Origin of the sequence: Bradyrhizobium sp. STM 3809, assembly GCF_000239795.1 — a bacterium.
In the GTDB taxonomy this organism is placed as follows: domain Bacteria; phylum Pseudomonadota; class Alphaproteobacteria; order Rhizobiales; family Xanthobacteraceae; genus Bradyrhizobium.
The window spans coordinates 23,652-48,981 of the sequence record NZ_CAFJ01000802.1 but is presented as its reverse complement, the minus strand read 5'-3'; the positions used below and the strand labels follow the sequence as shown (position 1 = coordinate 48,981).

Here is a 25,330-nt window from a genome sequence, read left to right as displayed (position 1 = left end):
ATCATCGATCGCGGCAACGATCGCGTGGATCTGGTCTTCACCATCACCGAGGGCAAGAAGACGCCGGTCCGCGCTATCCGCTTCATCGGCAATACGGCCTATGGCGCGCGACAATTGCGCGCCGTGATCAAGACCTCCGAATCCAACGTGCTCAGCTTCGTGACGGGGGGCGATGCCTATGACGCCGATCGGGTCAACGAGGACCGCGAACAGTTGCGACAATATTACCGGAACCACGGCTACGCCGATGCCGAGGTGACGAATGTCAGTGTCGAGTTCGACCGCGCGTCCAATGGCTTCGATCTGAGCTTCACGATCGACGAGGGCGCCCTCTACAAGCTCGGCGCGATCGACATCGCCTGCAACGTGCCGGGGCTCGCCTGCGACAGCCTGCGCCCGCTCCTGCTTCCGCAACAAGGCGATACGTTCGATGCGAGCAAGCTCGACACGAGCGCGGAGGCGCTGACTGCCGAACTCGGCAGGCGCGGCTTTCCCTTCGCGCAGGTCGAACCGCGCGTCAATCGCAATGCCTCAGCCCGGCTGGCCGACGTGAGCTTCCAGGTCGAGCAGGGACAACGCAGCTATGTCGAGCGGATCGATATTCACGGCAACACGCGCACGCGCGACGACGTCATCCGCCGCGAGTTCGACTTCGGGGAAGGCGATGCCTACAACAAGACGCTGATCGACCGTGCCGAGCGGCGGCTGAGGAACCTCAACTACTTCAAGACGGTCAAGATCACGTCGCGCCCCGGCTCGAGCCGCGATCGCGTGGTGCTGGACGTTGAGGCGGTGGACCAGGCGACCGGCGATTTCAACGTCTCCGGCGGCTATTCGTCCACCGACGGACTGCTGGCCGAGGTCAAGATCGGCGACCGCAACGTGCTCGGTACCGGCAATACGGCCCAGGCCACGTTCACCTATGGCCAGTTTGCCCGCGGCGCCACGCTGTCCTTCACCTCGCCCTATGCGCTGGGCAGGCTGACGCCGGGCGTCGAGCTGTTCGCGCGACAAAGCACCGCCACGACGTTCCAGTCGTTCGGTAGCGAGACCTATGGCGGCGCATTCACCCTCGGCATGCCGGTGAGCGAGCAGACCGCGATGCTGTGGCGCTATTCGCTCTATGACCAGAAGGTCGTGCTCGCACCAGGCATTTCGCCCACCGCGGTGTCCGTACCGGTCCGGCAGGCGATCGCGGCGGGACGGCAGACCGTGTCCCAGCTCGGCAACACCGTCACCTACAGCACGCTCGACAACAGCAAGATGCCGACCAACGGCATTCGCTCGCAGCTGAGCCAGGATCTGGCCGGCCTCGGTGGCGATGTGCGCTTTCTGAAAACCACCGCTGACGTCCGCTACTATCGCTCGATCAACAGCGACCTGACCGCCATGGTGCGCGGCCAGGGCGGCTACATCACCGGATTTGGCGGCCAGCAGGCGCCGTTGCTCAACAGCTTCTTCGGGGGGCCGACGATGGTGCGCGGCTTCGCCCCCGGCGGCTTCGGGCCGCGCGATCTCACCGCGGGATCGACGATGGACAATGTCGGCGGCAGCCTCTATTGGGCCACCACGGCGGAACTGCAGAGCAACATTCCCGGGCTGCCGCAGGAGTACGGGCTGCGCGCATCGGCCTTCGTCGACGCCGGCACCGTGTTCGGCTATCGCGGGACGACCCAGAACGTCCAGGTTGCCAACAAGAACGTGCTGCGTTCCTCGGTCGGCGTCGGCATGACCTGGGCATCGCCCTTCGGCCCGCTGACGGTCGACTATGCCGTGCCGATCAGCAGGGCGGCATACGATGTCGTGCAGCCGTTCCGCTTCAGCGCAGGCGGCTTCTGACGGGCGTCGCAGCGCGAAGGCCGCGACGCTCAGCCTCGCCCGATCCTGACCGCGTCAGTATGGCTGATAGTAGTGCACCCGCGGGCCATAGTACGGATGGCCGTAATACGGGCGCCCGTAATACGGATGCGGCGCATAATAGACCGGCGGCGGCCCGTAATAGCCAGGTCCTACGTAATAGCCCGGCCCATAGTAATAGTCGTCGTCATGCGCATGCGCCGCAATCGCGCCGAACGTGCCGATCATCGCACCCATGATGGCAAGGCCGGCAGCCGGGTTGCCCCGGTAGACGCGGCGGTGACGCCGGCGGGCGCTGAGGTCGGTCGCATCGCTGGCGGACGCCTTGGCAACGGTGACATGCGCGCTCGGGTTCGCCGCCCGTGCGAGTGCCGGCGCCGCCTCGCCCGCCATGAGCACCGTCGCCGCGACGGCAGCAAGCGCGATCTTCGCGCTGGTGGACCGGAACAGATATTGACCACTGACCATGATATCCCCCGTCTCTGCACTGGTCCCAAATATAATACGCCGGCGTCGAGCCGGTTGACCTGAATCAACGGGACGATCACCTCGGTGCGCGCGTGGTCATTCAAGTCGTGGGATGCTCCCGGAACCTTGGACTTTGCCGCGCACCGCAAGGTTCAAGACGGACCAGCGCGATTTTTTTTCGCGAACCGGCAGGCTGTCACGGGAAACCAATGCCTGCAGTCCAGGACAAGCGCATCCGATGTGAACAGGAGCTTCCATGACATCAGCATTCGCCCGCACGCTCTTTGGTTCGATGACATTCCTGCTCGTTGCAGCATCGGTGGCGGCGGCCGAGGACGGCAGGACCACGCTGTTCAGGGTCGTGACCGTCAAGGACGAGATCGTCATCGGGTTGAGCGGCGAGGAACTGGCCTCGATCGGCGGCAGCGACGCCAGCGCGGTGGCGCACGCGCTGGCGCAGAAGGGAGACCTGACGGCCTGGCAGTACAATGTCCATCGCGCAGCGAACGGCGAGTTGCAGATGGCGCCCTCGGCCAAGATCGGCCTGCTGTCGCACGCCTCGCTGCGGGTCGAGCCGTACAGCACGACCTATGTCGTCGCACCGCATCCTTGAGCGGGCCATCAGCCGGCCATCGCGCGGGGCCGGTGGCGGCGCGCGCGATGCCTGGGCTTGCCGCTAGCGGGAGTGACTGCCGGCGCGGCCGGTCGCAAAGCCATAGACCACCGCCAGGCGGTCCAGGCATTCCTTGAAACGGCGCGCGAAATAGTCGTTCCAGCGCTGGCTGGCCAGCCCGCGCTTGTGTCCGACCTGCTCCATCGTCAGGCCATGCACCAGGACATCAAGAGTGATCGCCGCGCCGTCGGCCCCAAGCTCGCGCTCGGCCCGGTTCAGCCTGAGCACCGCCTGCCTCTGACCTTCCGTGACCGGCTCGCGCCCGCGGGCGCCGTCGACATGCTCACGGGATGGATCGATCGCCTGCGGGCCACGCTCGGCGCGCTCCCAGTCGTTCTGGAACGCGCGTCCCGCACGGTACTGTGCGTCGTCGAGCTGCTTGTGCGCATGCAGCCGGCCGAGCGGATCGTTGCGGACCGATCGCAGCGCGACGATCTTTTCGCCGGGCTCGAGCGCCAGGGGATCGTCGATCTCGACCGCCACCAGGTCGGCATTGCGCCTCGGCTCCTGAGCGCGGCGGTCGTGGGTCTTGGAATCCTGGATTTTGGACGTGCGAAGGGGCTTGCTGCGTCGGATGCGCGCCATGTCTCGTCTCCGGAAAATGGAATGGGATCGGGTTGGGTGGGGTTGGCGGCGCGCTACGCGGCCGCGACCAGCCGCAGGATCAGGGGGCCGGCGGGACGAACGGCGGTCTCCTCGGGCGGAGTCCGCGTCAGTTGATGATGGGGCGCGCAATAGCACGAGCCCGGCTGGCGCCGATGGCCGCAAAAGGTGATGGGATCGCCGTCCCGGTCGCCGCCATAGGGGTAGCGGCAATCATCGGGCGCCAGCTGATCCAGCGACAGCAGCCGCGGGCTGATGCCGACCGAGCGCAGTTCGACCCGCCGGTCCGGCTTCGCGGGCCGCGGCAGCGCTGCCGGCCGGGCGTTGGCGTCCGGGCTGCGCCGCGAGGTTCCAGCCGCCGCCATCGCCCGCGGCTCGGGGCGGGCGGCCCTGGTGGCGGGTGCCGCCAGGCCGATGCGCTTGCCGCGACCGAGCGTCGCATTTCGCGTATAGGCCGTCCCGAACTGCGCATTGAGCGTGCGCGCGATCTCGGCATAAGAGAGCCCCTTGGCATGGAGCTCGCACAGCATCCTGGAGTGGTGATCTGGCCAATCGGTGGACTGCATTCTCGCCTCTTTCTTCTGGATCGGGCGCCGAAGGCTCTTGCCCGACGGCTCAATTTCCGTTATTCCGAAGAAAAAGTCAAGCTTGAGTTCTGATAAATCGAAACATATACTCGTTTCCGAGATTCGCAAAAGGGGTTCAAAGCCATGTTGGACGTCGCCATGATCGAGCGTGCACTCGAAAAGCCGGGAAAGACCAAGGGAGGACTGGCCCGCGCCATGGGCGTGCGGCCGGGCGCCGTCTCCGAGATCCTCGGAGGCCAGCGCCTGATCAAGGCCGCCGAGATCCCGCTGATCACGGAATATCTGGAGCTGAACTCGGTCCCGATCATGGGCCGCGTCGGCGCCGGCTCGGTCATCGAGCCGGATTACGAGCAGGTCCCGCTCGAGGGCCTCGGCGAGGTCGCCCTGCCCTTCCCGATCTCCGAGGAGACCGTCGCCTTCGAGGTGACCGGCGATTCGATGCTGCCGAAATACGAGAACGGCGACGTGATCGTGGTCTACAAGGAGCAGCGCCACCCGCTATCGAGCTTCTACGGCGAGGAGGCCGTGGTGCGCCTGAAGTCCGGGGAGCGCTACCTGAAGACCATCGAGCGCGGCAAGTCGCCGTCCGTGGTCAATCTGAAGAGCTTCAATGCCAAGCCGATCGTCGGCGTCAAGCTGGACTGGATCGGCGAGATCTTCGTCACGCTGCCGCGCGGCCAGATCGCCCGGATCCGCGCCAAGGCGGCGGCGAAGTCGCGCGCCCGCGCGGCGAGCAAGGCGGAGCGCTAGGTCATGGCCGGAGGGGTTGCGAAGGCGCCCCTCCTCCTGCCTCCCGCACGACGCAATAAGCCTTGACATATTTCTGATTTACAGAAATAATGGCGCGATCACAGTCAGCCCAAGGCGAACTGGCGCTCCATGCAGTATTTCGTCGTGATGATCGACTACGGCCGGCGCGGACGCGAGGCCGTGGTCGATCCCGAATTGACCCGGCGCGATGTCGTCGCACGCATCGCGTCGGGGGAATATGCCAATATCAGCTTCATTCACGAGATCGCCGGCCACTCGGTCGCGGACATCACGGCCGACCTGCTGTCCGAAGCCCGGCTGCCGGACATCGACACGGCAGATGCCGATCTGCAGGCAAGGCGGTTCGACCATCTACGGGACCTGCGCAAGCACGAGCGGGCGTGACGATCTGCTGTCGTCCCGCCCGCGCGGCAGCGGCAACCGAAACGGTGGCCGGCCTCAGGGCCCCGGCCAACCGGAGCAACGCGCTAGACCAGAAGAACGGTGGATCCGGTCGTCTTGCGCGCCGCGAGATCGGCATGAGCCTTCGCCGCGTCCTTGAGCGGATAGGTCTGGTTGACCTCGATCTTCACCGCCCCGGACTTGACCACGTCGAACAGCTCATTGGCCATCGCGACCAGACTCTCGCGCTTGGCGGCGTAGGTGAACAGCGTCGGCCGGGTCACGAACAGCGAGCCCTTCTGCGCGAGCAGGCCGAGATTGAGCGGATCGACCGTGCCGGACGACTGGCCGAACAGCACGGCGAAGCCGAGCGGCGCCAGACAGTCGAGCGATTTCAGGAACGTGTCCTTGCCGACGGAATCATAGACCACCGGGACCTTCCTGCCGCCGGTGATCTCGTTCACCCGCGCGACGAAGTCCTCGCGCGAATAGACGATGGTGTGCTCGCAGCCATGCGCCTTGGCCAGTTGCGCCTTGTCGTCGCTCGACACCGTGCCGATCACGGAGACGCCGAGATGCTTGGCCCACTGGCTCAGGATCAGGCCGACGCCGCCGGCGGCCGCATGCAGCAGGATGGTCTCGCCCGCCTTGACGCGATAGGTCTGCCGGATCAGGTATTGCGCGGTGAGGCCCTTGAGCATCATCGCGGCCGCCGTCTTGTCATCGATCTCGTCGGGCAGCTTCAAGAGCAGTGCGGCCGGCATCAATCGCGCCTCGGAATAGGCGCCGAGCGGCGACGAGCCATAGGCGACGCGGTCGCCGACCTTCAGGTCCGTCACCCCTTCGCCGACCTCCTCGACCACGCCGGCGCCCTCGCTGCCCAATCCGCTGGGCAGCTGGACCGGATAGAGGCCCGACCGATTGTAGATGTCGATGAAGTTGAGGCCAACCGCCGTGTGGCGGATGCGCGCCTCGCCCGGGCCGGGCTTGCCGACCTCGACCTGCTCCCAGGTGAGGACCTCCGGACCACCGGTCTTGTGGAAACGAATGGCGTTCGTCATGTGCTGCTCATCCTCCCTGCTGCACGCCTGAGGTCGCACCGCTCGAGCGGTCGTTTTGCCGGCTTTCGATCGGGCGACCAATACCGGGCTATTTGGTAGCCGCTCCGGTCGCCGCTTGGCAACCGGCTTCGCGGCGGCCTCGAGCGGATGGATCACCGGTCAGGAACCACGTCAACCGTTCCGGCGTTCACCGGCGAACGACGAGGACCGCCTCATGCCGCCAAGGAAACGCAGTGCTGTGGTCAGCCCGGCCATCCTGATCGAGCTCGCCTGTCACACGATCATGGGCACCGCGCTCGGCCTCGGTCTGGCCTTTGCCCTGACCGAATTCGACGCGTTCGGCATCTCGACCTTGATCGCCCACAGCCTCGATCCGCACATGACGTTCGTCGTCTTCGTCGGCACCTTCACGCTGGCGTTCGCGGTCGGCGCGACCCTGACCGGGTTCGTGTTCACGATGATGCAGGAGAGGTAGTTCAGTCCGCGGTCTCAGACACGCTTCGTCGTGTCGTCCCGATCCGCTCCTGCGCGATGCGCAGCTGTCACATGCGCGTCGTGCAAAGGTTGCAGATCAGCGGCATTCGGATCGCGTGGAGACGAGAATGCCCGCACCATCGCGTACGATTGCCCGGCTGTCGACGAGCGCGCGATCATGACGAGCGGCTGGCTTGCGCTGTTGGCGGCGGGACTGCTGGAAATCGTCTGGGCGCTCGGCCTCAAGCATTCCGACGGCCTGACCCGGTTCTGGCCGAGCCTCGGAACCGTCGTGGCGATCCTGCTCAGCTTTGCGATGATGTCGCTCGCCCTGCGCTCACTGCCGTTCGGCACCGCCTACGCGGTCTGGACCGGCATCGGCGCGGCCGGAAGCATCGTCGTCGGCATGTGGCTGTACAGCGAGCCGGCGGACCCCGTCCGGCTGCTCTGCCTGACGCTGATCATTGCCGGCATCATGGGGCTCAAGCTGAACTCGCCGGTCTGATCGCGCCGTTCCACGCAAGCTCCGTCGCAACTCGATGCCACCGAACAGCGCGAGCGACAACACGAACGGAATCAGGTGATAGAGCACGCGGAAGATCAGCAGTGCTGCAAGCAGCTTCTCCTGATCGTCGCCGCCGAGGCCGAGCAGGATGGTCGCATCGAACAGCCCGATTCCAGCGGGCGCATGACTGGCGAATCCGAGCAGCGTCGCCGCAATGAACACCGCCATCAGCCGGGCGACATCGATGCCGAGCTCGGCCGGAATCAGCATGTACATGGCGAGCGCGGCGGTGCTGAGATCGAACAGTCCGATCAGGATCTGCAGCAGGACCAGCGGTCCCGACGGCAGGCGCACCCGCCATCTCCGGCTCCCTCGCCCGGGCCAGCTCCAGACGACGAAGCCGACGATGCCGCACAGCAGCGCCGCCGCGATCAGCCGATTGAGCGTCGGCGGCCAGTACTCCACCCAGCCGAACGCATCTGGGTCGATCAGCAGGCTCAGCCCCAATGCGGTCAGGTTGCCGAGCCAGAAGGTCAAGCCGGTGAGAAAGCTGATCTTGGCGACGTCCAGCGCGCGGAGCTTGTAAGGCGCATAGATCCGGTACCTCACCAGCGGCGAGATCAGCGCGACCGCGCCGATGCCATGGGCGATGGGATAGCTGGTGAAGCTGCCGACCGCCGCGGCACGAAACGGGATGTCATGACGACCGATCGTGCGCAGCGCAAAGAGATCGTAGAGCGTCAGACCGGCATAGGACAGCGCGATCAATCCCAATGCGAGCGCGATGAGCCTCGGATCGGTCGCCTCGGCGATCGCGATCACATGACCGACATCGAGCTTCTTGACGGCCCGCATGAGCACGGCGATGGCCACGGCCGCGATCACGAGGCTCATCGCCAATCCGGCCAGACCGCGCAGCCAGGCCGTTCGGTTCAGCTGCGGCGGCAGATCATCGTTCGGCACGGCCATTCAGCGGATTGTCTCGCCGAGGCGATAGGCGCCGGCTGATTCGAGCGGGATCATGGCGCCGTTTGACACGTTGATGTGACGGCTGCGTTACCATTTCAGCATGCTGCGCGGCGTCATGCGGCGTTAACCACGCGCGAGGTGCGTGATGCACCGCACTGACGCCACGGAGGCTGTATCGCACATTGCGGATCATTCAGATTTGAGTTAATCGCTGCGCCCCTCGCGCGTAATGAGTGAGCCGTATCATTACGGATGCATAGCGGTCGCATCCTCGTCACGCTGACTTCCTAAGAGGTGTGCGCGACAACAAGGTTCGAGGCAACATGAACGCGGAATCCGATCACGAGCTCACGCCGGATCAATGGGAGACGCTCAAGGCGCTCCGCGGTCCCGTGCGCGACGGCCGTCGGCCGAATGGTTTCATCGTCGGCCAGCTCGTTGCGCTGGGGCTGGCCGTCATCAGCGACGGAACAGCAAAGATCACGCCGGAGGGACGAAAGGTCCTTATTCGGGGATCATCGCGCCTGCTCGACGTCGCGGCCTGACCAGCCGCGGCCCTCTCGCATGTCAAGCCGGACGTCCGCAGCCCGGTGCTCACCACATCGATTGCCGCGCGCGCTCGGGCCATTCGCGATCGTATTGTTCGCCGTCGACCGCGTTGGCGGTCATCGCAGCCAGGATCTGGCCGGGCGACGGAATCTCGCGCGGATCGACCCGCTTGTCGGGGTTCCAGAGATCGGCACGCACGATCGCGCGGGCGCATTGGAAATAGATCTCGTCGATGGTCATGACGAGCACGGTGCGGGGCAGCTTGCCCTCCATTCGGAAGCTCTCGAGCAGATCCGGGTCCGCTGACAGGTGGCCCCGTCCATTGACGCGCAGCGTATTGCCGGATCCCGGGATCAGGAACAACAGGCCGATCCGCGGATCGCGGACGATGTTACGCAATGAATCGACCCGATTGTTGCCGCGGCGGTCGGGCAACATCAGCGTCTTGTCATCGTGGATGCGAACGAAACCCGGCAGGTCGCCGCGCGGCGAGCAGTCGAGCCCTTCCGGACCGGATGTCGCGAGTGCGACGAACGGCGATTTCTCGATCATGACACGGTAGTGCGGCGTCACGCGGTCGGCAACCTTCGCTGTCGACGTCAGCCCGGTCTCGCCGTAGATCGCCTGGAGTTGCTCAAGGGTGGTGATGATCGACATCTTTCACAGCTCCCATCATTTCGGCCGATGCGCCCGTACCGGTTCCCCGGATCACCTCGATCAGCCTGCGGCCGTGTGCGGCGGGATCACCGACGTTGACGATGGTGACATCCGCCGTCACCGCGTCGTCGCTCACGATACGATGCAACCGCTCGCCGATGTCGGTGTCGCTCGGGCGATGCCGCTTGCCGAGCCGTTCCGCGAGGACGTCCGCCGGCGCGGTGATGTTGACGACCACGACATTGGCATAGTCGCGGCGCGCCGAGGGAATGACCGTTCGCGACACGTTGACGACGACGGTGCGGCCGGCAGCGAGGTCGTCTCTGATCGCACGAGGCACGCCGTAGCTGTGACCATGCGCGTTCCAGTGCAGCGCAAAGGCGCCCGCGGCGAGCGCCTCGCGAAACGCAGCCTCGCTCATCTCCAGATTATCCTCGAAGGCCGAGGCTTCGCGGGTGACGACCCGCTGCGGAAACACGACACGGTCATCGCCCGAGCACGCGCCCCGCGCCAGGTTGATGAGGGTGTCCTTGCCTGCGCCGCTTGGCCCGACGACGAGCACCAGCCGCCCGGGCCCCAGTCGCCCGTGCCGATCATCCGAGCCAGTCGACGCCGCGCTCATGCCACCCGCGATCCTTCCCGCCAGACGCTGCGCACGACGGCGTGATCGCCGGCGACATGGACGCGGATCAGGTCCGCGCGTTTGCCCGCAGCGATTTCACCGCGGTCACGCAGCCCCACGGCTTCGGCTGGCGCCTTGGTGACGGTGCGAACCGCTGCCGCGAGATCGATCGCGGGCACCCGCCGCGGCAGTTGCAGCGCGCCCATCAGCAGGCTCGATGGCACGTAGTCCGAGGACAGGATATCGAGCAGCCCTTCGCGCGCGAGATCCACGGCAGCGATGTTGCCGGAATGCGAACCGCCCCGGACCACGTTGGGCGCCCCCATCAAGATGCTGATCCCCGCTTCGTGCAGGCCTCGCGCGGCTTCCATCGTCGTCGGAAACTCGGCGACGGCGATGCCGTCCTTGATCGCGTCGGCGACGTTCTCGTCGGTGGTATCGTCATGGCTGGCGAGCGGCACGTCATGGGCCTTGGCCAGCGCGACGATGTCGCGCATGTTCGCCGCCGCATAGGCCTGCTGATAGGCGAAGCGCCGCGCAAACATGACGTCGAGCTCCGCGTCGGTCTTGCCGCCGCTCTTGCCGCGGTAATAGTCGCGCAGCTTGCCCTCGTCGCGAAACTGGCGCTGGCCGGGCGTGTGATCCATCAGCGACATCAGCCGGACGTCCGGGCGACCTGCGAGTTGCCTGGCTTCCTCGACCACCGTCGGCATCGGCACCTCGCAGCGCAGATGCAGGAAGTGATCGGCGCGCAGCAGCCGCGCGTCGCGCGCGCGGCCGATCGCCTCCGCCAGCACATTGGCCTGGCCGTCGACGCCTTCCGCGCCCTCCTCGCTCCACACACGCAGCGAATCCAGAACGGTGGTAATGCCGGCCGTCGCGAGTTGCCCGTCATAGGAAATCACCGCCGCGACCGGGTCCCAGTAGACCTTCGGCCGCGGCACGAAGTGCGCTTCGAGATGATCGGTGTGCAGCTCGATGAGCCCGGGCATCACGAGATCACCGCCGGCATCCAGGCTGCCGGCCGGCGCGGTGCCTTCGCCGATCTCGGCGATCCGGCCTCCGGCCATCGTCACCCAGCCCTGCTCGACGACCCGGTCCGCAAGGACCAGCCGGGCGTTTCCTATCACCGTCTCGGACGTGTTGGCGCTCATCTGCTTTCTCTGCCTTCTAAGCCGCCGCCGCGAAGCTCGTCACATCGACTATCCGGTCTGCGATGTCAGCACGAATATCATCATCGTGCACGATCGCAATCATCGCGACGCCCGCCTGCTTCTTGGCCGCGATGAGATCGACCACCACCATCCGGTTCGCCGCATCGAGCGAGGCGGTCGGCTCGTCCAGCAGCAGGATCGGGAGGTCGGAAATGAAGCCGCGGGCGATGTTGACGCGCTGCTGCTCGCCGCCGGAGAACGTCGAGGGAGGCAGCGACCATAGCCGTTCCGGAATGTTGAGCCGGGCGAGCAGCGCGCCGGCGCGCGCCCGCGCATCGTCGCGTGACACGCCCGACACGAGCAGCGGCTCGGCGACCACGTCAAGCGCAGCCACCCGCGGCACCGCCCGCAGGAACTGGCTGACATAGCCGATCGTCTGCCGCCGTGCATTGAGCACCAGGCGCGGCTCGGCGCCGGCGAGGTTCGTCATCTCGCCACGATGGCGGACGCTGATGCGGCCCTCATCGCAGCGATAGTTGCCGAAGATCATCTTCAGGATCGACGACTTGCCCGCGCCCGAGGGTCCCGACAGCACGACGCATTCGCCGGCCGCGACCTGGAACGAGACGCCCTGCACCACCGGCAGCGAGATGCCGCCCTGCAGATGCATGGTGAAGGTCTTCCTGGCATTCTCAACGTCGAGCATCACGGTCATGGTCATCGGCTCATGGCGGCAGGATCGAGGACACGAGGAGCTGCGTGTAGGGCTCGCGCGGATCGTCGAGCACCTGGTCGGTCAGGCCGGTCTCGATCACCCGGCCCTCCTTCATGACCATCACGCGATGAGACAACAGCCGCGCCACGGCAAGGTCATGCGTGACCACGATCGCGGCGAGGCCGAGCTCGTTGACGAGGCTGCGCATGAGGTCGAGCAACCGGGCTTGCACAGAGACGTCGAGGCCGCCGGTCGGCTCATCCATGAAGACGAGCCGCGGCTCGGTGACCAGATTGCGCGCGATCTGCAGCCGCTGCCGCATGCCGCCGGAATAGGTCCGCGGCGCATCGTCGATGCGCGCGGTGTCGATCTCGACGCGCTCGAGCCAGGACGATGCCGTCTGCCGGATTCGCCCGTAATTGTTCCAGCCGACCGCCATCAGCCGCTCGCCGACATTGGCGCCAGCCGACACCGCCATGCGCAGGCCCTGCGCCGGGTCCTGATGCACATAGCCCCAATCGGTGCGGAACAGGAAGCGGCGCTCGGCCTCGCCGAGCTGCGCGAGATCGCGCAGCTCGCCATCGCGCATCCGATAGGAGACGCGACCGCCACTCGGCGCGAGCTGGGCCGACAGCATCTGCAGCAGCGTCGATTTGCCCGAGCCGGACTCACCGACGATCGCAAGCACCTCGCCGGGATAGAGCACGAAGGACACGTCGCGGCAGGCGGCGAGACGGCCGTAGCTCTTGGTCAGCCCTTCCGCGACCAGCAGCGGCTGATCCGATGCGCCGGTCATCTCAGCCATGGTCGTCTCAGCCATGGACCGCCTCCTTGTGCGGAGCGGCGCTCTCGACGCCGCGATGTCCAGCCGCCTGGCGGCCCTCGCAATAGTCGGTGTCGGAGCAGACGAACATGCGGCTGCCCTTGTCGTCGGTCACGATCTCGTCGAGATAGGAGTCCTCGGCGCCGCACAGCGCGCAGGGAGCATCGAACTTGTAGCGCGTGAACGGATGGTCCTCGAAATCGAGCGACACCACCGACGTATACGGCGGAATGGCGTAGATGCGCTTTTCGCGCCCGGCGCCGAACAATTGCAATGCGGGGCAATTGTCCATCTTGGGATTATCGAACTTCGGCGTCGGCGACGGATCCATCACATAGCGCGCGTTGACCTTGACCGGATAGGCATAGGAGGTCGCGATGTGGCCGAAGCGCGCGATGTCCTCGTACAGCTTGACATGCATCAGCCCATATTCCGCCAGCGCATGCATGCGGCGCGTCTCGGTCTCGCGCGGCTCGAGAAACCGCAGCGGCTCCGGAATGGGGACTTGATAGACCAGCACCTGGCCCGCGCGCAGCGGCGCCTCGGGGATGCGGTGGCGGGTCTGGATCACGGTCGCTGCGTCCGTCGACGTCGTGGTCTCGACGCCCGCCGTCTTGGCGAAGAATTTGCGGATCGAGATCGCGTTGGTGGTGTCGTCCGAGCCCTGGTCGATCACCTTGAGCACATCCTGGGGACCCAGAATGGCCGCGGTCACCTGAACACCGCCGGTGCCCCAGCCATAGGGCATCGGCATCTCGCGGCTCGCGAACGGCACCTGATAGCCCGGAATCGCGATCGCCTTGAGGATCGCGCGGCGGATCATCCGCTTGGTCTGCTCGTCGAGATAGGCGAAATTGTAGGTCGGCGCGTTCATTCCGCAGCCTCCTTCAGCGCGGGAGCGGCGTTGGCGTCGGCAAATTCCTGGCGCAGCTTGCGCAGCAGGCCGAGCTCGGACTGGAAGTCGACATAGTGCGGCAGCTTGAGGTGCTCGACGAAGCCGGTCGCCTGGACGTTGTCGGAGTGCGACATGACAAACTCCTCGTCCTGCGCCGGCGCGATCACGTCTTCGCCGAGCTCGCGTGCGCGCAGTGCACGATCGACCAGCGCCATCGACATCGTCTTGCGCTCGCTCTGGCCGAACGCCAGCCCGTAACCGCGCGTGAAACACGGCGGCTCGGTGGCCGAGCCCTTGAACTGGTTGACCATCTGGCATTCGGTCAGTTCGATCGATCCGAGCGGAACGGCAAAGCCGATCTCCTCGGCGAAGAACTCGACCTCGACCTCACCGAAGCGGATTTCGCCCGCGAACGGATGGTTGCGACCGTAGCCACGCTGGGTCGAGTAGCCAAGCGCCAGCAGAAAGCCCTCGTCGCCGCGCGCGAGATTCTGCAGCCGCAGATCGCGGCCGGCCGGAAAGCTCAGGGGATCGCGTGTGAGATCGCCGACCGGCGCATCAGCCTCCGCTGCGGGAGAGGGCTCGATCAGTCCGTCCTGACCAAGGATATCGGTCACGCGGGGCATCGGAACATCGGACGTTGCGGCGAGAGCCGGATCCTCCGGATCGCCACCTTGTGCCAAGCCCGGGTCGAGCAGACGATGCGTGTAGTCGAAGGTCGGTCCCAGCACCTGCCCACCGGGAATGTCCTTGAAGGTGGACGAGACCCGCCGCTGCACGCGCATCGCGCCGGTATCGACGGGCTCGGTCGCACCGAAGCGCGGCAAGGTCGCGCGGAAGGCGCGCACCAGAAAGATCGCCTCGATCAGATCGCCGCGTGCCTGCTTGATCGCGAGTGCCGCCAGCTCGCGGTCATACAGCGAGCCCTCGCTCATGACGCGATCGACCGCGAGCCCGAGCTGCTCTGAGATCTGCGACAGCGACAGCTCCGGCACGCTGCGGTCGCCGCGACGCTCATGCGCCAGCAGCCGGTGCGCATTCTCGATGGCGCGCTCGCCACCCTTCACCGCCACATACATGGGTCAGACTCCCGAGGCTGCGAGGCGCGTCGTGCGCGGGATTGCGACCAGCGAGCGATCATCGACCAGGATCACGTCGATGCCGCGCGGAAACAGCGCCTGATTGATCGACAGCCGCGCGAACAGGTCGGCTGGCGCGAGCGAGGCCGTCAACGCCGTCGTGCCGTCAATGCCCGGACCACGCAGGCGAAACGACTCACCTGCAGCGAGGCTCGGCACCTGCATGATCAGCGTCGTCGAGCGATCGGGATATTCGGCCGTCCCCAGCGCAAAGACGGAGAGATCCGGCAGCGCGGCTGGCGCCGCGACCAGCGCAAAGCTCGCCGCATCCGGCCGCGCGACGATCGGCGCACCCGTGTGGAACTTCAGCCAGGCACCGACATCGGAGGCGCTCGCGAAAGCATCGTCCAGCCAGACCGGCGTGTCCTGATCGAGCAGCGTCAGCGCGACGGCCGCGACGCCCACCATCATCGATGGTGGATGGCCGACCTCATCGTCGACCGCCATCACCTGCCCCGGACGCGCCATCGCTTCCATCACGGTGCGGAAGGTCGATTGCGCCGCCAGCACCTTGTCGGCGAACCCGGGCTGCAACTCGATCGTCGTCACCGCCATCACCCTTCTCCCCGCACCATGGTGTAGAAATCCACACGCGTGGCTGCCGCCTCGGCCGCGCTCCGCTGCTGATCAGCCTGCACCTGCGCGCGCAGGGGAGCCACGACCCTGGTCTCGATCGCCTGGGCATGCTCGGGCGACTGCAGCAGCGCATCGCACAGCGCGATCAGCCGCGCCTTTTCGCTGTCACGCCCGAGCACATAGCCGAAACCGAGCTGGCCGCTGTCGAGCCGGACGGCCGCGCGCGACACGGTCGCCTCGCCGAGATTGAACGGCGCGCCATCGCCGCCGACACGGCCGCGCACCATGACCAGACCGCTCTCGGCGGCCCGGAGCTCCCGATGCGGCGGCACCGTCACTTCAGCCATTCGCGCCCCGATCTCCGCCGAGGGAACATGCGCGAGCACGCGCATGGCTCCCTTCCGCCTCTCCTGCAATGCCGTGTCGCCGCTCATGGCCCGTTCCGATCTTGCCCGGCTCAAGTTGTCTATGATAATAGACAACTTGATAAGAGAGCGCCATGACTGTTTGATGACATGGCTGTGATTTTCGGCAGCAGCTGGTGGAGCCGCGATGAGCATTGAGGACGCCGGATCGGGCGTGGCGCTGTGGCGGCGCGTCGCCGACGGCATCGAGCGCGAGATCGCCGAAGGGCGCTTCCCGGCGGGAACACGGCTGCCCGGCGAGACCGAGATCGCCGAGAGCTATCGCGTCAACCGCCATACGGTGCGCCGCGCGCTCGCGACGTTGGCGGAGCGCGGGCTGGTGCGCGCCGAGCGCGGCAGCGGCACCTATGTCGAGGCTCCCCGCCTGTCCTATCCGCTGCGTTCGCGCACGCGCTTCTCCGAGATCGTCGGCGCCGGTGGCCGCGAGCCGCGCGGACAGTTGATCGCCGCCTCCGAGGAACCGGCGACGCGCGATCTCGCGCGCGGGTTGGGATTGAAGACCGGCGCGCCGCTCATCCGCATCGAGGCGCTGCGGTTTGCCGACAAGACGCCGATCTGCGTCAGCACGTCTTTTCTGTCGGCCGAGCGGTTTCCGGACGCGGGCCGCATCTTTGCCGCGGTCCGCTCGATGACGGCCCTGCTGGCGCATTACGGCATCCGCGACTATCGCCGCGGCGGGACCCGTATCACGGCCGCGATCGCCGACGCCGGCGACGCCGCGCGACTCGACCTCGCCTTGGGCCGCCCCGTCCTGGTCGTGGACAGCACCGACATCGACGCCGACGGCACCCCGCTGGTCAGCAAGCGCTCGCGCTTTGCGGCCGAGCGCGTGACCTTCGAGGTGGAAGGCTGATCGGCGTCCGCGGCGCGGCTCGAAGACCGCCGGATCAGTCGATCAACGTCCCATCCGGATTGAAGAACGGATGCGGCCCGTCGAAGTCGCCGATCGGGACCTGATGCGTCACGATCGTTCCGAACTCCGGCCCGGCAAACCAGGCGTGCAGATGAAACGCCGGCGGCTCGACCTTGAAGGCTGGCGCACGGATCACGGCGAGGTCGAGATCGACGGCATGGTTCGGCGCCGGGCAGATCGTGCAGGGAACGCCGGCAAAGCGCGTCAGCGCGGCGCGGTGAACGTGGCCGCAGCCGATCAGTTGCACCCGCGGGTGGCGCCGCACGATGGCGGCGAGTTGATCGGCATTCCGCAGGTTCTGCCGGTCCATGTGCCAGATGCCGGCAGCAAAGGGCGGGTGATGCAGGAACAGCAGCGCCGGTCGGTCGGAGCTGGCAGACAGAGCGGCGTCGAGCCAGTCGAGGGTCGATCTGTCCAGCTCACCATACGGATGGCCCGGCACGCTGGAGTCGAGCAGCAGCAGATCGAGATCGGCCAGTTGGACATGCCGGTTGAGTGCACCCGACGCCGTTTCGTACGCATGGTCGGGGAATGCAGCGCGCATCAGTTCGCGCGAATCGTGGTTGCCGGGGATCGCGACGAACGGGAGCTGAAGCTCGTGCAGCAGGGTTTTGAGATGAGCGTACTCGTCGGCGGACGGCGTGTCGGCGAGATCGCCTGAGATCACCACGAGGTCGATCCTGGGCGCGAACCGGTTGAGCTCGTCGATGCAGCGGGACAGCGCCTGCGCGGTGTCGACGCGGCGATAGGCGAGCCGACCGGGCGCCTTGATGTGCAGGTCGGAAATCTGGGCGATCGTGACGGGCGGTTTTGTCATGGCGTCAGTCTTCTTCAGGAAGCAGGCGGATGGCAGCCGGCGGAATCGAAAGACCGACGCGCTCGCCGGCGCTGACGTTGACCGTATTCGGCGCATCGACGGCCAGCGGAACCGACGCAGCATCACGCACGATGATGCGCTGCCGATCTCCGGCGAAACGAACGCTGTCGACGGTGCCCGCAAGGCCCGCCGTCGCGGCATCGGCCAACATGATGGTCTCGGGGCGGACCATTGCGACCGCCCTGCTCATCGCATCTCGTCCGCTCACCGGCACACGGCCTCCGGGCAGGACCAGCTCGCCGCTCTCGATGGGCGCCTCGATGATATTCGCGGCACCGACGAATTCGGCGACGAAGCGGTTGGCCGGCGTGAAGTAGATCTCGCGCGGCGTGCCGACCTGCGCAATGGCCCCCTTGCGCATGACCACGATGCGGTCGCCGAGCTCCATCGCCTCCGCCTGGTCATGCGTCACATAGATCGCGGTGATGCCGAGCTTGCGCAGGAGGTCGTTGAGCTCGCCGCGCAGGCGCTCGCGCAGCGCCGCGTCGAGCGCCGTCAGCGGCTCGTCCAGTAGCAGCACGCTCGGCCGGATCGCAACCGCGCGCGCGAGCGCAACCCGCTGGCGCTGCCCACCGGACAGCTGGTCGATGCGCCGGTCCTCCAGCCCCCCGAGATTCGTCAGCGCGACGAGCTCGGCCACACGCGCCGCACGCTCCGTCTTCGGCAGGCCGCGGAGCTTCAGCCCGTAGCCGATGTTGTCGGCGACGCTCATGTTCGGGAACAGCGCGTAGGACTGGAACACCATGCCGACATTGCGCTTCTCGATCGGCTGGCGCGTGAGATCCTTGCCGTCGAACAGCACGCGGCCGCCGCTGTCCGGTGTCTCGAGGCCGGCGACGATCCGCAGCAGCGTGGTCTTGCCGCAACCGGACGGCCCGAGCAGCACCAGCGTTTCGCTCTGGGCGATGTCGAGGGTCGCGCGCGCCAGCGCGCAGGTCCCGTCGGCGAAGGTCTTGCCGCAATTCTCCACCTTCAGCGCGGCGCCGTGCCGGGTCATCATGTTCACCGTGATTGTCCTCTTTCGCCGATCCATTGCATGGCCACCAGCAGCGGGATGATCAAGACGAAGAAGATCAGCGTATAGGCCGAGGCGACCTCGAGCCGCATCGATGCATAGCTGTCGGCAAGGCCGACCGGCAACGTCTTGGTGAGCGGCGTGTGCAGCATCCAGGTCAGGTTGAACTCGCCGAGCGACAGCGTCACCACCATCAGGCTGCCGGCCAGGATTCCCGGCGCCGCATTGGGCACGATGACATCGACGAAGCGGCGCCACGGCGGTGCCCCGAGGGACGCCGCGCCTTCGTCGAGCGATTTGACATCGATCGTCGCGAACACCGCCATGACCGAGCGGACCATGAACGGCATCGTGAAGACGACATGCCCTGCGAGGATGAACAGCCATGAGCGGCGGAAGCTGCCAAAGCCGCCATAGGTCAGCAGCAGCGCGAGCGCAATGGCGAGCCCGGGAATCGCGAGCGGCAGCGTGATGATCTCCTCGACAAGGCGGGCCAGCCGCCCGCCACGGACATACAGGGCGTAGGCGGCGGGTACGCCGACCACGAGCGTCACCGCGAGCGTGCCCAGCGCAATCATGATCGAAGCCAGGATCGTTCCGGCGTAGAGGTCCCAGACCTGGGCGACCCATTGCAGGGTCACACCCGACTGAAGGCCGCGGAAGTAGTTCACCGTCACGCCCGCGGCAATCGAGAGGCCGGCAGGCACCGCCAGAAACGCAGCAACGAGCAGCGTGAACAGGAACTGAAGCGTGAAGAGAATCCGGTTGCGCACGTGCTAGCCCGCCGCTGCCACGGAATTGCCGGTGAAGCTGCGCGCCAGCGCCAGGATCAGCCAGGTCATCACGCCGAGCCCGACCGACAGCGCCGCCGAGGTGGCGAGGTTTCCGGCCAGCGTGAACTCCGTGTAGATCAGCATCGGCAGCACGTCGATGTTGGTCGCCAGCGTGAACGCGGTGCCGAAGGCGCCCATCGCGGTCGCAAAGGCGATGGCGCCCGAGGCGACCAGCGCGGGCGCCAGCGCCGGCAGGACGACGTCGCGCAGCACGGCCCATGAGCCCGCGCCGAGCGAGCGGGCCGCCTCCTCCAGGCTCGGATCGAGCTTCTGCGCCGCCGCCATGATGGTGAGGATCACCCGGGGAATCGAGAAGTAGAGATAGCCCAGGAACAGGCCGTAGATCGAATAGGCGAATACGATCTTGTCGCCGACCAGACGCGAGGAGACGTCGCCGATCAGGCCCTGGCGGCCGGCGAGCAGGATGATCATGAAGCCGATCACGACGCCCGGGAATGCGAGCGGAAAGGTCAGGATGGCGACCAGGACGGCACGGCCCGGAAAACGATGTCGCTGCAGGAACAGGCCGGCGATGGTTGCAACGATCAAGGTCGCGATTGTGTTCGCGGCGGCCAGGAGCACCGTGTTCAGAAGCGTGGCGCGATAGCGCGGCTCGGCGAGGATGGCGAGATATTCCGCCAACCCGCGCGGGCCTTCCGCGCCGGTCACGAGCAGCCGCGCCATCGGCAGAACAAAGAAGGCGGCCGTCACGGCCGCCAATGGCAACAGACAGATCCAGACGAAGGACTTGTGCGACATGATCTCAAGCGTGCCCCGCCGGATCTCGACCGGCGGGGCACGGGTCTCCTTTAGCGGACCTCGGACAGATAGCGGTCGACGAACCCCTTCTGCGCGGTTTCCATGTCGCCCCAGTTGACGCTCTTCGCACGGGCGTAGTCGCTGTCCGGCAGGAACTTGCTCTTGACGGCTTCGGGCAGCTCGATCGGCCGGGCCGGACGCAGATACGCATTTGTCCAGATCGCCTGGCCCTTGTCGGAGAGCAGATAGTCGATGACCTTCTTCGCCTTGTCCTTGTCGGGCGCGTTCTTCACGAGACCGACGACATAAGGAAAGACCACCGAGCCTTCGCAGGGAATGACAAACTCGAAATTGCCCTTCTCGGTGTACTTCGCGCGATAGGCATTGAAGTCGTAGTCGAACAGGATCGGGATCTCGCCCGAGACCACGCGCGCATAGGAGGTCTGCTTCGGCACGATCGGATCGTTCTTGCGCAGATCCTTGAAGAAGCCGAGCGCGGGATCGAAGTTCGACTGCGAGCCGCCGAGCGCGAGATTGACGGCAACGGCGCCGACATAGCCCACCGCCGCCGAGCTCGGATCGAGATAGCCAACCATGCCCTTGTAGTCGGGCTTGAGCAGATCCTTCCAGCACGCCGGTACCGGCTTGCCGCCCAATGCATCCTTGTTCACGAACAGCCCGAGCGTACCCGAATGGATCGTGGTCCAGTAGCCGTCGGCATCCTTCAGGCCGGCCGGGACCTGATCCCAATTGACGGGCTTGTACGGCTCCAGCGCGTCCTGCGCCCTCGCCTTCATGCCGAAGGTCACGCCGAAATAACCGATGTCGCCGACTGGATTGGCCTTCTCGGCGAGGATCTGCGCCAGCGCCTGGCCGGAGTTCTTGTTGTCGTGCGGGATGTCGTAGCCGAGATCGGTCTTGATCGCCTTCAGCATCGACGCCCAGTCGGCCCATTCCGGCGGACAATTGTAGCAGATGACATCAGCGGCCTTGGCGGGCTGCGACGGCGCCAGAACGAACAGCGCGAGCAGCGCAAGAACGAGGCGGATGACCTTCATGAATGAAACTCCGTATGCCTGGCATCACGGCCAGTTCCGGAGCCCCCTTAAGGCCGGCACATGAAAGATTTGCGACAGCCAATGCAAGGCACCCAGGCGCCTGCGCAGCCTGATCGTTTGTCTGCGAACGATCGCAACTTTCAGATGCCGAGGCAATCAGGCGACGGCGCGACGACCGATGATGGCGAAGCGCAGCCTGTTCGAGATCCAGTCGATCGCGGCCACCGCCACCAGGATCATCAGGATCAGGAACGACACCTTCTGCCATTCCAGCACGCGAATCTGTTCGGCGAGCTGCAGGCCGATGCCGCCGGCACCAACGATGCCGATGATGGTCGCCGAACGGGTGTTGGACTCGATGAAGTACAGCACCTGCCCCGCGATGACCGGAAGCACCTGCGGCAGTAGGCCGAAGCGGATCTCATGCAGCGCGTTGCCGCCGGCGGCGCGCACGCCCTCGACCTGCTTGCGGTCGGCGCTCTCCATCGCCTCCGAGAACAGCTTGCCGAGCGCGCCGAAGTCCGAGACCGCGATCGCGAGCACGCCGGCAAAGGGGCCGAGCCCGACGACATTGATCCAGACCAGCGCCCAGATCAGCGTGTCGACGCCGCGGATCGTGTCGAACAGCCGCCGCACTGGAAACCGGAAGATCGCCGACGGAATGACGTTGCGTGCCGCGAGCAGGCTCACCGGAAACGCGGCACAGGCCGCGAGCGTAGTGCCGAGCACCGCGATCGACAGCGTCTCGCCGAGCGCCTTGAGATAGACCGGCAGCGAGGAGCCCGGGTCGGGCGGCAGCATCAGGCGTGCGATCCAGCCGAGCTGGCTGAGTCCCGCCAGGATGCGCGACGGCGAGAAATCCAGATCGACGAGGCCGAAGACGAACACCGCGAGCGCGAGCAGCAGGACAACGGGCGTCGCGAGCCGCGCCGACATCGGCCGGTTGAAGATGTGCGGGTAGCGTTCGCGCAGCTGCGCCTGGTCGGGCGTCTCCGGGAGGCTCATGTCGGCGCCTCCGCGCCGAACAAGCGTCCACGCAGCCAGCCGGTGCCGATATCGATCAGGAACACCGTGACCACGATCATGACCAGAATGGCACTGACATCCGAATAATAGAACTTGCGGATCGCGACCACGAGTTCCTGGCCGATGCCGCCAGCTCCGACGAAGCCCATGACGGAGGCCTCGCGCACATTGATCTCGAAGCGCAGCAGCGTGTAGCTCGAGAAGCCGGCGATCACCTGCGGCAGCACGGCGAAGCGCATGCAGGACAGCCAGCTCGCGCCGGTGGCCCGGACGCCTTCGACCGGCTTCATGTCGGCATTTTCGACCACTTCGGAAAACAGCTTGCCGAGAGCGCCGCTGGAATGGACCGCGATCGCGAGCACGCCGGCGACGGGCCCGAGGCCGAAGGCGATGACGAAGATCAGCGCGAACACGATGCCGGGAACGGTGCGCGCGAATTCGAGCACCCGGCGCACCGTGAAGCGGACCCAGGGCGCGGGCGAGGTGTTCTCTGCTGCGAGGAAGTTGAGACAGAACGCAACCAGCATGCCGGCGAGCGTGCCGACATAGCTGATCAGCAGCGTCTCACCGAGCAGCTTTGCCCACTTCTTGAGACCCCAGAACCATTCGGGGACGTTGGTCCAGACGCGATGACCGTCATCGAGCGTGAAGATGCGGTCGAAATAGCTGACGAAGTTGCCGAAATAGGTGAAGAAGGTTCGCAGATTGACTTCCGCGCCGACCGCGGCCGCCAGCAGTACGGCCAGAAACACCAGTGCCGACAGCGCCAGCCGCAGGCGGCGGCGGGCGACGGCCCGATGATACGCGTCGCTCAAAGCCTCAAGCTGCTGGCTCGGCAGGATCGAAACGGCGACCGCCATCGGATGCGTGCTGCTCTCGTTCTGAAAAGATCGGGCGCTGGTCAAGGCAAGAGCCGGGTCATGCCCGACCCGACTCTTGCTTCGATAGGACGTCGATCAGGACGCCTTCTTGCGCAGGCTGTCGACGAACTTGATCAGGTCGATCGTGCCGTCCCAGTCCTTGGTCGTGGCCGGATGGAAGCCCTTCTTCTGGCCATCGGAGAGACGGTCAAACGCCGCCTTGTCCTTGGTCGGCGCGTCGAAGAAGGCCTTGGCGATTGCCTGCTTGGCGTCCTCGGGCAGATCGGCGTTGTAGGCATAGGGGCCGTTGATGATCGGCGCCGACTTGTGGATGATGCGGAAGTCATCCTTCTTCATCGGCGAGCCGTCGGCGTTCTTCAGCATGCCCTTGGTCAGCATCTGCGCCAGCGTCGAGTCGTTATCGCTGGTCCACTGGTTGGCGGCAACGTCGACGGTGCCCTGGCTCAGCGCGAGAACCGCGTTTTCATGGCTGCCGGTGAACACCACCTTGCCGAAATAGGCTTCCGCGTCGGTGATCCCCATCTTGTTCAGCTCGAAGCGCGGCACGTTGTTGCCGGAGGTCGAGTTCGGATCGACCAGGCCGAGATTCTTGCCCTTGAGATCCTCGACCTTCTTGTAGGGGCTGCTGGCCTTGACGAAGAACACCGAGTAATAGCCGGTGCTGCCGTCGGAGTTGATGTCGTTGGCGAAGGCTTCGGTCTTGACGCCGGTCAGCCGGGCGCGGGCGAACGAGGCCGAGCCGTAGCTCGCGATGTGGATGTTGCCGGCGCGCTGGCCTTCGATGACCGCGGCGTAGTCGTTGGCGATGCGGAGCGTGACCTTCACGCCCAGTTCCTTAGACAGGTAGTTGACGAACGGCGTCCAGCGCTCGGTCACGCCCGAGGCATTCTCCGCCGGGACCACAGCGAAGGTCAGTTCAGGAACCTTCGTCTTCCAATCCTCGGCCGACGCCTGTGCCGTGAAAGCCAGCGCAGCGACGCCCGCCAGAACGATGCGACGATTGATCATAACATTCCCTCTTGTTGCAGTAAGTAACAAGTCTCGCGCCCGCGATGCGAGGGCCGAGACGGCAGAAACCCGGTGTCAGGCCACGGCGGCTTCGCCGATGGCAGGGACCGGCGGGGCCGGTGCCGGATGCATGTCCATGACTTCGTCGGCCTCAAGATCATAAAGCTCGCGCGCGATCTGGGCGGTCAGCGCCGCCGGCAGATCGTCGAACACGACCCGCCCTTGGGCCATGCCGATCAGGCGATCGCAATAGCTGCGCGCCAGATCAAGCGAATGCAGATTGCAGATCACCGTGATGCCAAAATGCTTATTGATGCGCAGCAGCGCATCCATCACGATCTTGGTATTGCGCGGATCGAGCGAGGCGATCGGCTCGTCGGCGAGGATGATCTCGGGGTTCTGCACGAGGGCGCGGGCGATCGCGACACGCTGCTGCTGTCCGCCGGACAGCTGGTCGGCCCGTTGCGCGGCCAGCGACGCCATGTCGAACTGCTCGAGCGCGGACAGCGCCATCGCGACATCCTCCGCAGGCCAGAGCTGCGCGAGCGAGCGCCAGGACGGCACGTCCGCCAACCGGCCCATCAGCACGTTGGTGAGAACGTCGAGCCGGCCGACCAGATTGAACTGTTGGAAGATCATCGCCGAGCGGGCGCGCCACTTTCGCAACTCGCGGCCGCGCAGCGCGGTGACATCGAGATCCCCGAAGCGAACTTGCCCCGAGCTGATCGGACTGAGCCGGTTGATGGAGCGCAGCAGGGTCGACTTTCCGGCTCCCGACCGTCCGATGACGCCGACAAAGCTGCCGGGCGCCACCGAAAAGGACGCATTGTCGACCGCGGCTTTCGCGCCGAAACGGCACGTCAGACCATTGACCACCAGCATGGACTTCTCCAGACGCCTCGCTTTGCCCTACCGCTAGCGTCTGGTTTCAACAGTTATGTGACAGCCCGCTGACGCCTGCCTCCTCATCCACACCGGCGGCCGTGCCGTCATGCAGATGTCACGCAAACGTCACGATGGGCCGCCTACAGGTTTCTGTCGTTGCAAGAGAATAGA

The 25,330-nt window shown here is 65.9% G+C and carries 30 protein-coding genes; 8 read left to right on the top strand and 22 right to left on the bottom strand.

All coding sequences use genetic code 11. The annotated features are described in order from the left end of the window. Positions 1 to 1,839 (top strand): outer membrane protein assembly factor BamA (bamA, locus tag BRAS3809_RS34225; protein WP_035660420.1); only part of this gene is annotated, 1,839 nt, incomplete at its 5' end. A gap of 54 nt (positions 1,840 to 1,893) precedes the next feature. Here the strand turns inward: bamA and BRAS3809_RS34220 are convergent. Then, entirely contained in the window at positions 1,894 to 2,325 is a 432-nt protein-coding gene (locus BRAS3809_RS34220) for a hypothetical protein (protein WP_008966594.1), read from the bottom strand. A 292-nt stretch (positions 2,326 to 2,617) separates the two neighbouring features. Between BRAS3809_RS34220 and BRAS3809_RS34215 the strand changes: the two genes are divergently transcribed. Beyond that, positions 2,618 to 2,938 carry a hypothetical protein gene (locus BRAS3809_RS34215; RefSeq protein WP_052523526.1) on the top strand — a complete coding sequence of 107 codons (321 nt, stop codon included), beginning with the start codon at positions 2,618 to 2,620 and terminating at the stop codon, positions 2,936 to 2,938. A 63-nt stretch (positions 2,939 to 3,001) separates the two neighbouring features. Here BRAS3809_RS34215 and BRAS3809_RS34210 read toward each other — a convergent pair whose 3' ends face one another. Further along, positions 3,002 to 3,583, bottom strand: a complete 582-nt coding sequence (locus BRAS3809_RS34210; RefSeq protein WP_008966592.1) for a DUF6456 domain-containing protein — start codon at positions 3,581 to 3,583, stop codon at positions 3,002 to 3,004. A 53-nt stretch (positions 3,584 to 3,636) separates the two neighbouring features. Beyond that, entirely contained in the window at positions 3,637 to 4,167 is a 531-nt protein-coding gene (locus BRAS3809_RS34205) for a GcrA family cell cycle regulator (RefSeq protein WP_008966591.1), read from the bottom strand. Positions 4,168 to 4,311: 144 nt separating this feature from the next. Here BRAS3809_RS34205 and BRAS3809_RS34200 point away from each other — a divergent pair, with 144 nt between their 5' ends. Together BRAS3809_RS34200 and BRAS3809_RS34195 are read left to right on the top strand one after the other, a co-directional pair. Continuing rightward, positions 4,312 to 4,938, top strand: coding sequence for a LexA family transcriptional regulator (locus BRAS3809_RS34200; protein ID WP_008966590.1), 627 nt, complete (start codon positions 4,312 to 4,314; stop codon positions 4,936 to 4,938). A 129-nt stretch (positions 4,939 to 5,067) separates the two neighbouring features. After that, entirely contained in the window at positions 5,068 to 5,343 is a 276-nt protein-coding gene (locus BRAS3809_RS34195) for a hypothetical protein (protein WP_008966589.1), read from the top strand. Positions 5,344 to 5,426: 83 nt separating this feature from the next. On the opposite strand, the gene BRAS3809_RS34190 is transcribed toward BRAS3809_RS34195, so the two are convergent. Beyond that, positions 5,427 to 6,401 carry a quinone oxidoreductase family protein gene (locus BRAS3809_RS34190; protein ID WP_008966588.1) on the bottom strand — a complete coding sequence of 325 codons (975 nt, stop codon included), beginning with the start codon at positions 6,399 to 6,401 and terminating at the stop codon, positions 5,427 to 5,429. Positions 6,402 to 6,615: 214 nt separating this feature from the next. Here BRAS3809_RS34190 and BRAS3809_RS34185 point away from each other — a divergent pair, with 214 nt between their 5' ends. The 3 genes from BRAS3809_RS34185 to BRAS3809_RS34170 all read left to right on the top strand — a co-directional run bounded on the left by BRAS3809_RS34185 (position 6,616) and on the right by BRAS3809_RS34170 (position 8,894). Next, positions 6,616 to 6,876: a hypothetical protein gene (locus tag BRAS3809_RS34185; RefSeq protein WP_008966587.1), complete on the top strand. Its 261-nt coding sequence runs from the start codon at positions 6,616 to 6,618 to the stop codon at positions 6,874 to 6,876. 177 nt (positions 6,877 to 7,053) lie between these two features. Next, complete coding sequence (locus BRAS3809_RS35480) at positions 7,054 to 7,380, top strand: DMT family transporter (RefSeq protein WP_008966586.1); 327 nt, start codon at positions 7,054 to 7,056, stop codon at positions 7,378 to 7,380. Between the two features lie 1,292 nt (positions 7,381 to 8,672). Then, entirely contained in the window at positions 8,673 to 8,894 is a 222-nt protein-coding gene (locus tag BRAS3809_RS34170) for a hypothetical protein (RefSeq protein WP_008966584.1), read from the top strand. Positions 8,895 to 8,943: 49 nt separating this feature from the next. Here BRAS3809_RS34170 and BRAS3809_RS34165 read toward each other — a convergent pair whose 3' ends face one another. From BRAS3809_RS34165 to phnG, 9 genes are read right to left on the bottom strand one after another with little or no spacing between them, the layout of a single operon-like run. After that, positions 8,944 to 9,555: a pyridoxamine 5'-phosphate oxidase family protein gene (locus BRAS3809_RS34165; RefSeq protein ID WP_008966583.1), complete on the bottom strand. Its 612-nt coding sequence runs from the start codon at positions 9,553 to 9,555 to the stop codon at positions 8,944 to 8,946. Beyond that, a complete protein-coding gene (gene phnN, locus BRAS3809_RS34160; RefSeq protein WP_008966582.1) occupies positions 9,533 to 10,177 on the bottom strand; it encodes a phosphonate metabolism protein/1,5-bisphosphokinase (PRPP-forming) PhnN in 645 nt (214 codons plus the stop codon). The genes BRAS3809_RS34165 and phnN overlap by 23 nt, the downstream gene beginning before the upstream one ends. Beyond that, positions 10,174 to 11,331 carry an alpha-D-ribose 1-methylphosphonate 5-triphosphate diphosphatase gene (locus tag BRAS3809_RS34155; protein ID WP_008966581.1) on the bottom strand — a complete coding sequence of 386 codons (1,158 nt, stop codon included), beginning with the start codon at positions 11,329 to 11,331 and terminating at the stop codon, positions 10,174 to 10,176. The genes phnN and BRAS3809_RS34155 overlap by 4 nt, the downstream gene beginning before the upstream one ends. Before the next feature lie 16 nt (positions 11,332 to 11,347). After that, complete coding sequence (phnL, locus tag BRAS3809_RS34150) at positions 11,348 to 12,046, bottom strand: phosphonate C-P lyase system protein PhnL (protein ID WP_035660430.1); 699 nt, start codon at positions 12,044 to 12,046, stop codon at positions 11,348 to 11,350. Between the two features lie 10 nt (positions 12,047 to 12,056). Continuing rightward, a complete protein-coding gene (phnK, locus tag BRAS3809_RS34145; RefSeq protein WP_008966579.1) occupies positions 12,057 to 12,851 on the bottom strand; it encodes a phosphonate C-P lyase system protein PhnK in 795 nt (264 codons plus the stop codon). Between the two features lie 7 nt (positions 12,852 to 12,858). Further along, the gene (locus BRAS3809_RS34140) at positions 12,859 to 13,743 is read right to left on the bottom strand and encodes an alpha-D-ribose 1-methylphosphonate 5-phosphate C-P-lyase PhnJ (protein ID WP_008966578.1); all 885 of its coding nucleotides are present in this window, start codon (positions 13,741 to 13,743) and stop codon (positions 12,859 to 12,861) included. Beyond that, positions 13,740 to 14,843: a carbon-phosphorus lyase complex subunit gene (locus BRAS3809_RS34135; protein ID WP_008966577.1), complete on the bottom strand. Its 1,104-nt coding sequence runs from the start codon at positions 14,841 to 14,843 to the stop codon at positions 13,740 to 13,742. The genes BRAS3809_RS34140 and BRAS3809_RS34135 overlap by 4 nt, the downstream gene beginning before the upstream one ends. A gap of 3 nt (positions 14,844 to 14,846) precedes the next feature. Continuing rightward, entirely contained in the window at positions 14,847 to 15,458 is a 612-nt protein-coding gene (phnH, locus tag BRAS3809_RS34130) for a phosphonate C-P lyase system protein PhnH (RefSeq protein ID WP_008966576.1), read from the bottom strand. Further along, positions 15,458 to 15,913: a phosphonate C-P lyase system protein PhnG gene (gene phnG, locus BRAS3809_RS34125; protein WP_008966575.1), complete on the bottom strand. Its 456-nt coding sequence runs from the start codon at positions 15,911 to 15,913 to the stop codon at positions 15,458 to 15,460. Before phnG ends, phnH begins: the two co-directional genes overlap by 1 nt. 118 nt (positions 15,914 to 16,031) lie before the next feature. Here phnG and phnF point away from each other — a divergent pair, with 118 nt between their 5' ends. Next, positions 16,032 to 16,757, top strand: coding sequence for a phosphonate metabolism transcriptional regulator PhnF (gene phnF / locus BRAS3809_RS34120; RefSeq protein ID WP_008966574.1), 726 nt, complete (start codon positions 16,032 to 16,034; stop codon positions 16,755 to 16,757). A gap of 34 nt (positions 16,758 to 16,791) precedes the next feature. Here phnF and BRAS3809_RS34115 read toward each other — a convergent pair whose 3' ends face one another. The 9 genes from BRAS3809_RS34115 to phnC form a co-directional block, all read right to left on the bottom strand. Further along, positions 16,792 to 17,634, bottom strand: coding sequence for a phosphodiesterase (locus BRAS3809_RS34115; RefSeq protein ID WP_008966573.1), 843 nt, complete (start codon positions 17,632 to 17,634; stop codon positions 16,792 to 16,794). Positions 17,635 to 17,638: 4 nt separating this feature from the next. Beyond that, a complete protein-coding gene (locus BRAS3809_RS34110; protein ID WP_008966572.1) occupies positions 17,639 to 18,694 on the bottom strand; it encodes an ABC transporter ATP-binding protein in 1,056 nt (351 codons plus the stop codon). A 2-nt stretch (positions 18,695 to 18,696) separates the two neighbouring features. Then, positions 18,697 to 19,482, bottom strand: coding sequence for an ABC transporter permease (locus BRAS3809_RS34105; RefSeq protein ID WP_008966571.1), 786 nt, complete (start codon positions 19,480 to 19,482; stop codon positions 18,697 to 18,699). 3 nt (positions 19,483 to 19,485) lie between these two features. After that, positions 19,486 to 20,301 (bottom strand): ABC transporter permease, encoded by an 816-nt coding sequence (locus BRAS3809_RS34100; RefSeq protein ID WP_008966570.1) that lies wholly within the window; start codon positions 20,299 to 20,301, stop codon positions 19,486 to 19,488. Between the two features lie 50 nt (positions 20,302 to 20,351). Then, the gene (locus tag BRAS3809_RS34095; protein WP_008966569.1) at positions 20,352 to 21,359 is read right to left on the bottom strand and encodes an ABC transporter substrate-binding protein; all 1,008 of its coding nucleotides are present in this window, start codon (positions 21,357 to 21,359) and stop codon (positions 20,352 to 20,354) included. A 156-nt stretch (positions 21,360 to 21,515) separates the two neighbouring features. After that, positions 21,516 to 22,364, bottom strand: coding sequence for a phosphonate ABC transporter, permease protein PhnE (gene phnE, locus BRAS3809_RS34090; RefSeq protein WP_008966568.1), 849 nt, complete (start codon positions 22,362 to 22,364; stop codon positions 21,516 to 21,518). Further along, the gene (phnE, locus tag BRAS3809_RS34085; RefSeq protein ID WP_008966567.1) at positions 22,361 to 23,245 is read right to left on the bottom strand and encodes a phosphonate ABC transporter, permease protein PhnE; all 885 of its coding nucleotides are present in this window, start codon (positions 23,243 to 23,245) and stop codon (positions 22,361 to 22,363) included. Before phnE (BRAS3809_RS34085) ends, phnE (BRAS3809_RS34090) begins: the two co-directional genes overlap by 4 nt. A gap of 96 nt (positions 23,246 to 23,341) precedes the next feature. Beyond that, on the bottom strand, positions 23,342 to 24,274 hold the full coding sequence (phnD, locus tag BRAS3809_RS34080; RefSeq protein ID WP_008966566.1) for a phosphonate ABC transporter substrate-binding protein: 933 nt from the start codon (positions 24,272 to 24,274) through the stop codon (positions 23,342 to 23,344). A gap of 75 nt (positions 24,275 to 24,349) precedes the next feature. Continuing rightward, complete coding sequence (phnC, locus tag BRAS3809_RS34075; protein ID WP_008966565.1) at positions 24,350 to 25,156, bottom strand: phosphonate ABC transporter ATP-binding protein; 807 nt, start codon at positions 25,154 to 25,156, stop codon at positions 24,350 to 24,352. Between the last annotated feature and the right edge of the window lie 174 nt (positions 25,157 to 25,330).